The sequence below is a fragment of the Streptomyces chlorus genome (assembly GCF_042655885.1).
In the GTDB taxonomy this organism is placed as follows: domain Bacteria; phylum Actinomycetota; class Actinomycetes; order Streptomycetales; family Streptomycetaceae; genus Streptomyces; species Streptomyces chlorus.
On sequence record NZ_JBHSOA010000098.1, the window covers coordinates 18533 to 29085 of the forward strand.

Genomic DNA, 10553 nt, shown 5'->3' on the forward strand with positions numbered 1-10553 from the left:
ACCTTGATCGCCCAACTCAAGACGACTCCCCTCGACACCAGAATCAAATTTAAGGAAATCTTTAAACCTCGCAAGCCATCAATCCGCGCACGCAATCGCAACCAACCACCGAAGACTTGCCCGGGAACCCAACGTCCTGGCTGCCCCAGGAGTCACGCGGGCCCGGTGGAGCCGGCACGGCCATCGAAGGACTGCTCCCTCACGCCGACGTCTCCTCGTCGTGCCGGTACAGGGGGCAGAGGAGTTCGACGGACTGCGGTTCGCTGGTCTCGGGGTCATACTCGACGCCCACCAACGTGGAGAAGCGGCGGTCCCCCACCTGCCCCCAGAGCGTGTTGAGGTCGGAGGCGAGCAACTGCACTACACCGAGGGAACCTTGCGTGTGGATACCGGCGATGGCAAGCAGCGAACCCGCGCCGTCCGGACGTGACAGCCTGCCGAGGTATCCGACGTCGTACGGGCGGACCGAATCACTGTCCTGTCCCGACCGGTAGACCGTGTCGGTACGGCGATCCACTACCGTCCAGGGCCCGTCTTCCGCCCGCTTCCAGCGCAGTACGGGATCCTGCGCGTACGTCTCCCACATCTCCTGGGACATGCGCGGCCCGCAGACCACGACCAGGCCCTGCCGGTTGAGGTCGATCTCGCCACTCACCGGCACGTGCTCCGAGGTGACGCCCAGCCCGTACGACCGTGCCAGATCTTCCAGCCGCTTGCCGCAACTGACGTCGTCCACGGCGACGACTGTTCGCCCGCGCTCGTCGTCGCGCCGCAGCGGAGTGGCGACGGTGATCGCTCCCCTGCCGAGGAAAGCGCCTTCCGGTGCCGGGCCGGTATGCCGGATCTGGTGTATCCGCCCGCGGCTCAGGCCGGCCTTTGCCGCGATCTGCGCGTACGACAGCCCTTGCGCGTGGAGGTCCTGGACCACACGTCGGCGGAGCCGGGCCAGTTCGGTCACCTCGTGCTGCGCGTCGGCCAACCGGGCTGTGACCTCGCGCAGGAGCAGGTACGGATCGTTGATCGCCATGATCCGTTGCAGCTCTTCCGACATGGCCTCACCTCCTGGCACCCACCAGGAGTCCAGGGCCCTAGACGAAAGGGGGCGGGAGTCGTTGTCCCGAGCGAACGCCCATCACGTAGAACCTGGCCCGCCGCCGAGGAACACCCCGAGGACTCACCGGTTACCGCCTGCAAAGGGATTGCGGACCCATCACCGAGCGGAGCTCGGTCACGCGCCCTCACGCGCAAGATCGGCCCACACGGAGCGCCCGTCGGGCCAGTTCTTCACCCCCCCACTCCTTCGCACAGGCCACGATCATCTGCAGCCCCCGACCGCCCTCCTCCTGGCTGGTCGTGTCACACAGGTGCGGTACGCGATGACCGCCCTGGTCGACCACCTCGATACGTACGAGGTCATCGCCGAAGCCGACCACCACAAGGAACCAGCCGCCGACCGAACCACTCAGCGTATGCCGCACAGCATTCGTCGCGAGCTCGCTCACCAACCAGGACGGCATCATCGACAGGACCCCGCTCGTGCAGCAGGGCGGCGACGAAGTGACGGGCATGGGCCACTTCCTCAGCCATGCCGGGGAAGGCGCGGCACCACTTGGATCGCATGGAACTCTCCTCACCTGCGTCTAGGGGTCTAGACAGCACGGCGGCAGAGTATTCCCGCAGCGACCAACGACCCAGGCATAACGAGGAATTATTCCCCTAAGGGGTGACAGCGTCTCCCGGGTCGCGAAACTCCTTCATCACGCGCAACAACAGCTCCCGTCCCTCCCCGCCGAAGACCGCGGCCTGCTCGAAGCGTCCGAACATCTCCTCATACGAGGCGAGTTCACCTGAATCATCCGATACACGCTCACCATCAAAGGTCTCCACCACAACCGCCCGCCGATCGCACAACGTGAATCCGTGACGCGGCAGGACCGGCACCGGCCGACGCCAGGGGATGACCCCGAGCCGCACCGTGCTCAGACTCTCAACGGCCAGCAGCCGGTCGAGCTGCGCGAGCATGAGGGCCGGGGAACCCGGCCAGGTCCGCAACACAGCTTCCGTCAGCACGAACACCGACTCCCGCCCCGGCTCGTACAGGACACTCTGCTGCTCCACACGAGCAGCGACAGCCCGGCCGACCACCTCAGGAGTCGCACTCGGCACACTCCCAAAGACGTGCCGGGCGTACTCCGCGCTCTGGAGCATGGCCGGCAGAACGACGCATTGGAACGAGCGCACCAACCGAGCGGACCGAACCTCTTCATCGACCGCCATGCCGGCCGAAGTAACCCCGTCAGCCGACTGACCGGAATCTGACGCAGCCTCCACCGCGGCCAAGAGATCACGCACTTCACCCGCGGTCGGCTCATCAAGGCCGAGGGCACGCGAGAGCCGGTCGAGTACATCAGCGCTCGGAACCATGCGCCCGGTCTCGACTTTGGACACGGTCGGCTGTCCCACCCCAGCCCGCTGCGCCAACACGGCACCCGTCAGACCAGCCTCTGCACGAAGCCCGCGAAGACGCGCCCCGAGTGCCTTCATCCGCTCCCGCCGTTCACTCCCCATGCCCAGGGTTCTACACCACGTGCCAGCAGGAGCCGGGGTTATGAGCCTCACCAACCACCGGCTGGGACCGAAGTGTCAAGCATCTCCCGGGACCGGACAAGCCCCGCACCACAGACCGAGTTACAACTTTCTCTACTGGTTCAAGCACCCGTCGTCGCTTCGCTCCTCCGGCCGCCCGCACCCGCCCAAGAGGCAGGCACACCGTGCATGAGGTCAGAACACGTCGTGGCTGGGGCCGGTCGGCTCCGCGACTTCAGCCGGCCACTTTGGCGCGAGCCTCGAAGATCATGGCCCCACATCGGGCACTGACGGGCAGGTCCACAAACCTGCCCGATCCGCGGACCGGCGCAAGGGGCCATGATCACTCGCGCCAAGGTAGCTCCAGCCCAAAGCCGTTCCGCCGACCGCGTGCCTCACTGACCGCCGCATGATGAACCGCGGTAAGGGACCCTCAACGGTTCGACTAAGCATGGCCGGACCAAACCCGACCCCCCGGCCCTCCTCGGCCTGACGTGATCAAAAATGCGAGGCCGAACCATGCCGAAGCCCTGGGAGCCCACCCGACACAACAGCCGGATCACTCGCCTGCCTGCCAACGCCCCGACAAGCCAAACGGTCCGACGGCGAACCGCCGGACCGTTATGGAAGATCAAGAACCGAAGGTGATGATGTAGACGGGGCTGTTAGAGCTGCCCTCGTTGTGCACTACCGGACAGGACGTCTTCTGCTTGCTGTCCTGGGTCTTGACCTGAATTCCACAGAAGGGCGAATCGTCCCAGTTGAGCGTGTTGATGTTGCTGAGCACGGGGATGTTGTCCCCCCCGTTACCGGTGGCAGCGCTGGCCCCGCCGATGCCGGCGAAGAGGATTCCGCAGGTGGCTACAGTCACCGCTGCAATCTTCTGGACGTTCCTCATATGTTCTCCTCCGCTTCTCTGCCCCAGATCGGGCAGACACCTAGAGAACGATGCGCAAAAAGGATCAGAGCGTAACGTCCTTCATGCTTTGATCACTCCTACGGCCGTACAAATTCCCAAGCTGAGGGCTCGGCCGGCCGCCGTCGTCAGGCGCTGGCCGTCGGCACTTGCTCTGGTCGACGGCACAGGCAGCATGGCTGAGGCCGGTGGGGGTGCAACGAGGCACACGCGTGCGTGATCGGTTGGCGTACCCGCCATCGTGGCCGACTGTCGTCGGCTGAGGTTCAGACGGGTCCCATCGAAGGTGCCGGCCGTCAGAGCCGAGCGCGCCGAAGCTGGGCCGTGCCTGGGCCGTCCGAGGCCGCTCGACAGTGGCCAATGACGACCAACGACGACCACCAGGCGCACGATCCCACCGTCTCTGACCAGCAAAAACCCAGCTCACCAAGATCCCCGGCAAGACCCAGGGCAAGAAGAAGTAACCCGACGCCAGTAAGCCCCCGGCCTGCGGTTTCCTGTCAGGTCGGGGGCTTCTTGGTGGGGTAGGACTGTCTCTGGGCCGTCAGCTGCTCGGCCGAGCCCATCGGCCACAGGTCGGCCCAGTGGTACGCCGTAGATCGCCTCAGCCTCCCGAGCTGAGAGCACGAGTTCGATTCTCGTCACCCGCTCCACGACGAAGGCCCAAGTCAGAAGCCGGGTCCTTTCTTGTTGCCTGTCCTTGTTACACATCGGGCAACACGCCTGCACCGCACTCACCTGCGTCGCCACTCACCCGCCTCACCACGGATGACTCGCACCGGCCCGTCCACTGCTGTCGCCCACGTCCTCTGCACCGGGGTCGCCGGAAGGCCGGCCGGATCGCTCGGGACCGCCCCACCTTGGCCGCACCCGGGAGCAGCCATCACGAACCCCTTCACGCATACTCCAGTATGCTTGCCGCATGTCCTCAACGACTCGCATTACCGTCACCCTGCCCAGCGACCAGGTGGCGGAGCTCCGCAAGCTCACGGACAACGTTTCCGGCTATGTGGCGGAAGCGGTCGCCCGCCAGATCCGGCACCAGTTGCTGGGCGACGACCTGCGACGCCATGAAGAAGAGCACGGGAAGTTCAGTGACGAGGAACTGGCGGAGGCCAGGTCGAAGATTTTCGACGCCCTTGCCCCCTCCAAGGACGCGGACGCCGCATGACGGGGCGCATCGAGACCGTGGTCCTGGATTCGGAAGGGCTTTCGGCCTGGATCGCGCAGGACCGCAAGTTCCTCGCGCTGCTGCAGGTGTTCCACGAGATGGGTGCCGACCTTGTCATCGGAGCGAACACCATCGTGGAGGTCAGCCACTCGCGTACCAACGTTCCACGCCTCAATTGGGCCCTGTCGCGCATCAAGGTGGAACCGGTCACCGAGCAGGCGGCAAAGGCCGCCGCAGAGCTCCTCAAAGGAGCGGGACTGCACGGTCACAAGTACGCCATCGACGCTACCGTGGCCGAAGTAGCCCTTCGCCAGCCAAAGCCGGTCGCGCTGCTGACGTCCGACAGCGACGACATGACAAAGCTCTGCGGTAGCCACGTCCGGATCATCTCCCTGTGACTCACCAGCCCCTTCGAGAAAATACGGCTCGGCGCTTCCCCATCGGGATGTTCCCCGGCGTGCAACCTTGGTGGACGGCTACAGCACCCCCGCCGCTCGTGCCCCATCCATAGCTGAGAGCGCGAGTTCGATCATCGTCACCCGCTCTATGCGAAACCCCCAGGTCACCGCCCCAGGGGTTCTTTGCGTCCAGGCCGGGCGTGGGGCCAGAACGAATGTCGATCATGGCCAGAGTGGGGCCAACTGAACCTGTCGCAAACAGCGCTCAGGCTCCAGGATGGCGGGGGCACCGTTCGCGAGTGCCGGCCCGTAGACGGCGTGCGTGAGGATGCTCCCATCCCGTCTGCCATCGACCCAGGCAGAGCCGAGCAGACGCGGCCCAGGGCGTCAAGGTCGTTCGTACAGTGGCACGCTCCACCTGGACGCCCTGAACCACGCCCGCTCCACGGTGTGCGGGTCGACGACGGACGGGAGGGGAGCTGGGGAGAGTGGTGGGTTGGGGTGGTACTTCAGCGCATACACCGATCGCGGAACGTGCAAAATCCGGCTTGCTGAGTTCTTCGGGACTCTCAGCAGAGGCGGCATGTACCCTCGCCCCGTGAAGGATCTACGCCCGGCCGCGCCGGACCTCCTGATCTGGGTCATAGCCTGGGTCCTCGTCACCGTGATGTTCTGGTTGGTGGCCCAAGCGACCGGCAGCCCGAATAACTGGTACGCGAGCGCACTGCTCGCAGGGGTCAGCGTCGCCGTCGGAGAACTCGTAGACCGCTATAAGCAGAAGCGCCGCATACGAAAGCGCAAGTCCTGACCAGGTCCGAGGGGTGCAGCAGCCTGCCAAGAGCGCCCCTGTTTCTGACATCAGTGTCTGACACCAAAGAGCGCGAACAGCGACGATCGACGCCGAACCTCAGCGCGCAGTCAGTCGAGGTAAGGGGCGGGTTGACCAACGTCGACGGCTCCCCATGATCGACCTGATAAGGATGAGGCCATAAGTCAAATCCTGTGCCCACCGCGGGGCGCCGTCCTCGACCTATGGACGGTGCCCCGTTGGCTTGCATCAGTCATTGAGATTCCACCGACCTCACGACGAGGAGAACATACGAGACTCGCGCCTACAGACGAAGAAGAGCCCGTCAGCAAGCTGACGGGCTCCCGCGAAAGACCGAGGCTAACCTGCCATCAGGTCAGATCGTCGGTGTCTCATCGACGACCTCTTTGTGCGGTTCGACAATGAACCTCCAGCCATCGCTGGGCTCCATGAATCGCACTCGGGTCGGGTAGATGTCCAAGGCGCGGCGGTCACGATTCTGGCTGCTCGCGTTCTTCCGTCCCCGGGCCGGCTCCTCGAACAAGTCGACCTTGACATCCGGCACCGCGACGACTTCCTCGCTCCAGCGCTGAACGATCCCCGCGCCGAAGGCGTCCCGGGCGGCGGAGTAGAGCGACTCCAGAGATTCCCTGTTCCCGTTGGGCACAAAGAGGGCGAGGTTCAGGAGGACGCCGGCATTCTGAAGAACCTCGATTTCCTCTCCTGCCTTGTCGGCAACCCAGATCCCGCGCTCTTCGGCATTGTCCGGGAGAACGCGGATTTCCTGACCGAAGATCGTCCTCGCGGTGAAGGACCCTCCCTCAAAATTCTTACCCGGCTCCGTAAGGGAAGCCGGGGCATAGCATTCGAGAGAAAGGCCATCCATCTCTGCCGAGACGAAGATTCCATCCTGGAGACCCAACTCCGAAACCTCTTCGGCCGTAAGACGTCGGGCCGTGACCTTCTCGGTATTCACGCCATTCCCCTTTTTTTCGTGGCGTCCTGCGAATTCATTGAAACTCTACCACGAAAACGATCACTCAGTTCCCGTTTAGTTTCCGTGGGAGGACAGCAGAAGAATCCTCCCACGTCACCGGCGAAACGTGGCAAGCGCAGAGAAATGCCGCGAGACTCAAGAGGTTACTCACCCGCTTCGACGGCGCTTTCGGCAACCAAGTCAGTCGTCAAGTGGAATGCGAGCAAACTTAGCGGCGAGCGCACCCGGCTCGGCCAGGCGGTACCACCGTCGGGACGAGTTCCGCACCTGTTCGTAGAAGGCCAGTTCGCCCTGGGCCAGGGCCGGCACGGGGTCCGGGGCGTCCAGCCAGTCGGCATCGGGTATCCGTCGGCGCATGAGCACATGGTGTCCCCAGGAGGCCGCGCACGGAACATGCCGTGATCGAACTCCTGAAGCGGGGCGCGGAACGGGGCTTGCGGAATCGGCAACCGGGCTCGTCCTCCCGGCAGAGTCTTCCGCAGGGCCGTCGAGGCGCCTGGCAGCGAGGAGCGATGTGCACCATGGGCAGAGGTGGAAGCCTCGGGTCTGCTGCGCTCGGTGGGTGCGGGTCATGCCCTTCAGCGCCTCCACCAGACCGGGCGGTGGAGCACCCTTCGCATACGTTTTGCCACGGTCGAGCCAGCCGACGTTGAGCAGTGTGGCACTCCGCCAGACACCCGCTGCCGTCGGATCCCAGTTGTCCCTGTCGTACGTGTACGGCGTCAGGTCTGCGTACTACGTCATGGCGGTTGTCTACCAGCGGGCGCACCGGATGAGCACCAGAAGCAGCGGTGAACCACCGTCATTCTGGGGCGAAGCCCGAGGATCAGCGACCAGCCAGATGCGTGCGTCTGCGTAGTTCGGGGACGAAGTCGTGGACAAACGATCAGCGATTCCCAAGCTCAGAACACGAGTTCGATCCTCGTCACCCGCTCTTCTACGAAGCCCCAGGTCAGTGGCCTGGGGCTTCGTCGTTGCCCGAACCTCTTTGGACGTCGCGCCTCACCTGCGCACCACCTGCCTCCTTGTCCTCGTAGGTTCGGGCGAGTATCCCCACGGTGGCGGCCATGGCCCGGCGGAGTTCGGGCGGTGCGACGACCTCGACGTCCCCGCCGAGTCTCAGCAGCTCGCCGCAGGCGTGTTCGGTGCCCTCGACCGGGATGACCGCCTCGACCCATCCGGCATCGCCGACGGCGGTCGCGGTGGAGTCGACTGCCCGCACCACCTCCGGGGGGACGTTGTCGGGCAGGCGCCGGCGTCCCCGGGGAGACAGGCGGACGGTGGCTGTGCCGGTGTAGCGGTGAGCCCGGAAGTCATCGAGGTAGGAGACCCAGTACGCGCCCAGGTCGAAGTCCTGCGGCCGGTCGAACCGTTCGTCGTCCAGCACCGCGTCGAGGACCTGGGCGACGCGGTACGTCGCGGTCCCCTTTCCCGTGGCGGCCACGAGATACCACGTACCTGACTTGAGGACCAGGCCGTAGGGGTGGAGGTGGCGATTCACCTCCTGCGGGGCGCGCCAGCGGCGGTAGCGCACATCCACCGCACGCCGGGTGAGCACCGCGTCGACGAACAAGGGGAGATGCGGTGTCTGTTCGGGTTCCCGGTACCAGCCGGGGGCGTCCAGGTGGAACACCGCCGCGGCCCGTGCCGCCTCTTCGCGCAGTCCCGCCGGCAGCGCGGCGAGGAGCTTCAGCCGGGCTGCCGACATCTCGGCCGTGAATCCCAGGTCGGCGGCGGGCCCGGGCAGTCCGGTGAAGAACAGTGCCCGCGCCTCGCCCTCGGTCATCCCGGTGAGGCGGGTGCGGTAGCCGTCGAGCAGTCGGTAGCCGCCCCCGCGGCCCGGTTCCGCGTAGACCGGGACCCCTGCGGACTGCAGGCGCGCCACGTCACGGTAGGCGGTGCGCACGGACACGTTCAGCTCGTCGGCGATTCGCCGCGCGGACATACGCCCCCGCGATTGCAGCAACAGCAGCACAGAGAGCAGTCGGCCGGCAGACATGCGCGCATTCTCCTCGGAAACCCTGACAGCACCTGTCACACCGTTCCCCTACCGTCGACCCACATCCCGGCTCCGACCGAACGACCGAACAGGCCGGGAGCCGCGCATGGAGCACGGAGAACACCGGACAGGAGCCCTGCTGTGCCACCCACCGAACTCGTCGGCCCGCCTGCCGTGATCGAGCTTCGCCAGTACACGCTGCGTCCCCGCCGGCGCGACGACCTCATCGAGCTGTTCGACCGGGAGTTCGTCGAATCCCAGGAAGACGTGGGGGCGAGTGTGCTCGGCCAGTTCCGGAACCTCGACGATCCGAACCGTTTCGTCTGGTTGCGCGGATTCCCGGACATGGCGGCCCGCCATCGGGCGCTCACGGACTTCTACGGCGGACCCGTCTGGACCGAGCACGGCCCGCAGGCGAACGACACCATGCTCGATTCCGACGATGTCCTCCTCCTGCGCCCCGTGTCGGCCCGGGACGGCTTCACCGGCTCCCTCTCCGCGCGGCCCCCGGTCGGCGCTCCGGCGCCGGACCGGTTCGTCTCCGCCACCGTGTGGTCCTTCCCTCCCGGACGGCAGAACGGCGGCATCGCACTGATCCGGGACGGCCTCCTCCCAGCGCTCCAGGAGACGGGGCCCGCGCCGCTCGCCCTCCTGACCACCGAGCACGCGCACAACACCTTCGCCAGGCTGCCGGTCCGCGCCGGCGTCAACGTCGCCGCGATCTTCACCTCGTATCCCGACGAGAGCGCACACCGTCGACACCTCGCCGACATGCTGGCCCACCCCCTCGCACGGGACGAGATCCTGCCGGGTCTCGAGCGGGAACAGACAGCAGCACCTCAGGTACTCCGGCTCAGGCCCACCGGCCGCTCACTGATCTGACTCCGAACCGGTGCCTCAGGAGAAACGGTCGAGACCGGACTGCTTGCGCGCCTCGGCGAGCTGATGGCCGCGCGCCTCGGCGAGAAGCCGACGAGACCCTGCCTCCACCTCGGCCGGCTCCACACCGGCCGCGTACAGCTCCTGCTCCAGAACATCCCAGTCCTGCGCAGCCTTCTTGGGCATGGTTACTCCCTCATCCTCGCCGCTGGTGTACTCGTGGTAGAACTCCTCGGCCAGTGGGATGTTGTCGCGGTACCAGCGCTCCCGGTTTCCGGCCTTGTCACCGCCGAGGAGCAGCAAAGCCAAGCGAGGCGGATCGAAGCCGAAAATGATCAAGACCGCTCCCGAGATCCAGCACCCGTCCTCCACCGCCACCCACGGCCGCGGACTCGGCATGGTCGCCGCCCTCGCCGACAGCGTCACAGTCCAGGGCGACGAGTCCGGCCGCACCATCACCGCGAAGCTCGGCACAACCGGTCACCAGAGAAACCACCCGTGTGGATAACAGGGCTACGACGCGACTACCGGCGACCGGAGCCGAATCCTTCTCCCCACGGGCTTACTCCCCGACGGGCCAAACGCGGTCCTCTCGCGGGTGGATCTCGGCGTAGGGGCACAGGCAGACGCTCCGGCTGCCTCGCGTCTGCAGACACGATCCATAATCTTGACCACGACGTTTCCACCCCTTGCACAACAAGCAGTGCCGCCATGCCGAGAGCATGGCGGGCCGCTTAGAAGCCATCTCAATTGGCTCGGTAGGCTGTCGACCATGGCAGGGATCGTTGAGCGGCTGGTG

Annotated in this window: 12 protein-coding genes and 2 pseudogenes; 5 read left to right on the forward strand and 9 right to left on the reverse strand. The window is 65.8% G+C overall.

What is annotated here, in order from left to right:
- Positions 1 to 199: 199 nt before the first annotated feature.
- The 4 genes and pseudogenes from ACFPZI_RS32190 to ACFPZI_RS32205 all read right to left on the reverse strand — a co-directional run bounded on the left by ACFPZI_RS32190 (position 200) and on the right by ACFPZI_RS32205 (position 3484).
- Positions 200 to 1051, reverse strand: coding sequence for a sigma-70 family RNA polymerase sigma factor (locus tag ACFPZI_RS32190; protein WP_381370688.1), 852 nt, complete (start codon positions 1049 to 1051; stop codon positions 200 to 202).
- 177 nt (positions 1052 to 1228) lie between these two features.
- Positions 1229 to 1620, reverse strand: a pseudogene (locus ACFPZI_RS32195) (ATP-binding protein).
- A gap of 96 nt (positions 1621 to 1716) precedes the next feature.
- Positions 1717 to 2568, reverse strand: coding sequence for a helix-turn-helix domain-containing protein (locus ACFPZI_RS32200; RefSeq protein ID WP_381370690.1), 852 nt, complete (start codon positions 2566 to 2568; stop codon positions 1717 to 1719).
- Positions 2569 to 3217: 649 nt separating this feature from the next.
- On the reverse strand, positions 3218 to 3484 hold the full coding sequence (locus ACFPZI_RS32205; protein WP_381370692.1) for a hypothetical protein: 267 nt from the start codon (positions 3482 to 3484) through the stop codon (positions 3218 to 3220).
- 940 nt (positions 3485 to 4424) lie between these two features.
- On the opposite strand from ACFPZI_RS32205, the gene ACFPZI_RS32210 reads away from it, so the two are divergent.
- The 3 genes from ACFPZI_RS32210 (at position 4425) to ACFPZI_RS32220 (ending at position 5879) form a co-directional block, all read left to right on the forward strand.
- Positions 4425 to 4673, forward strand: a complete 249-nt coding sequence (locus ACFPZI_RS32210; RefSeq protein WP_381370694.1) for a type II toxin-antitoxin system CcdA family antitoxin — start codon at positions 4425 to 4427, stop codon at positions 4671 to 4673.
- On the forward strand, positions 4670 to 5071 hold the full coding sequence (locus ACFPZI_RS32215; RefSeq protein ID WP_381370696.1) for a PIN domain-containing protein: 402 nt from the start codon (positions 4670 to 4672) through the stop codon (positions 5069 to 5071). The genes ACFPZI_RS32210 and ACFPZI_RS32215 overlap by 4 nt, the downstream gene beginning before the upstream one ends.
- Positions 5072 to 5654: 583 nt before the next feature.
- Positions 5655 to 5879: a hypothetical protein gene (locus ACFPZI_RS32220; protein ID WP_381370698.1), complete on the forward strand. Its 225-nt coding sequence runs from the start codon at positions 5655 to 5657 to the stop codon at positions 5877 to 5879.
- Between the two features lie 376 nt (positions 5880 to 6255).
- Here the strand turns inward: ACFPZI_RS32220 and ACFPZI_RS32225 are convergent, their stop codons facing one another.
- The 4 genes and pseudogenes from ACFPZI_RS32225 to ACFPZI_RS32235 form a co-directional block, all read right to left on the reverse strand.
- Positions 6256 to 6855: a hypothetical protein gene (locus tag ACFPZI_RS32225; RefSeq protein WP_381370700.1), complete on the reverse strand. Its 600-nt coding sequence runs from the start codon at positions 6853 to 6855 to the stop codon at positions 6256 to 6258.
- Positions 6856 to 7056: 201 nt separating this feature from the next.
- Positions 7057 to 7233: a hypothetical protein gene (locus tag ACFPZI_RS32230; protein ID WP_381370702.1), complete on the reverse strand. Its 177-nt coding sequence runs from the start codon at positions 7231 to 7233 to the stop codon at positions 7057 to 7059.
- A 162-nt stretch (positions 7234 to 7395) separates the two neighbouring features.
- Positions 7396 to 7602, reverse strand: a pseudogene (locus tag ACFPZI_RS37340) (DUF7919 family protein); the annotation flags it as partial.
- A gap of 226 nt (positions 7603 to 7828) precedes the next feature.
- Positions 7829 to 8875 carry a helix-turn-helix transcriptional regulator gene (locus ACFPZI_RS32235; RefSeq protein ID WP_381370704.1) on the reverse strand — a complete coding sequence of 349 codons (1047 nt, stop codon included), beginning with the start codon at positions 8873 to 8875 and terminating at the stop codon, positions 7829 to 7831.
- A gap of 141 nt (positions 8876 to 9016) precedes the next feature.
- Here ACFPZI_RS32235 and ACFPZI_RS32240 point away from each other — a divergent pair, with 141 nt between their 5' ends.
- Positions 9017 to 9757 carry an NIPSNAP family protein gene (locus ACFPZI_RS32240; RefSeq protein WP_381370706.1) on the forward strand — a complete coding sequence of 247 codons (741 nt, stop codon included), beginning with the start codon at positions 9017 to 9019 and terminating at the stop codon, positions 9755 to 9757.
- A 15-nt stretch (positions 9758 to 9772) separates the two neighbouring features.
- Here ACFPZI_RS32240 and ACFPZI_RS32245 read toward each other — a convergent pair whose 3' ends face one another.
- Positions 9773 to 10063 (reverse strand): hypothetical protein, encoded by a 291-nt coding sequence (locus ACFPZI_RS32245; protein WP_381370707.1) that lies wholly within the window; start codon positions 10061 to 10063, stop codon positions 9773 to 9775.
- A 22-nt stretch (positions 10064 to 10085) separates the two neighbouring features.
- Here ACFPZI_RS32245 and ACFPZI_RS32250 point away from each other — a divergent pair, with 22 nt between their 5' ends.
- Positions 10086 to 10262, forward strand: coding sequence for a hypothetical protein (locus ACFPZI_RS32250; RefSeq protein ID WP_381370709.1), 177 nt, complete (start codon positions 10086 to 10088; stop codon positions 10260 to 10262).
- Positions 10263 to 10553 lie beyond the last annotated feature (291 nt).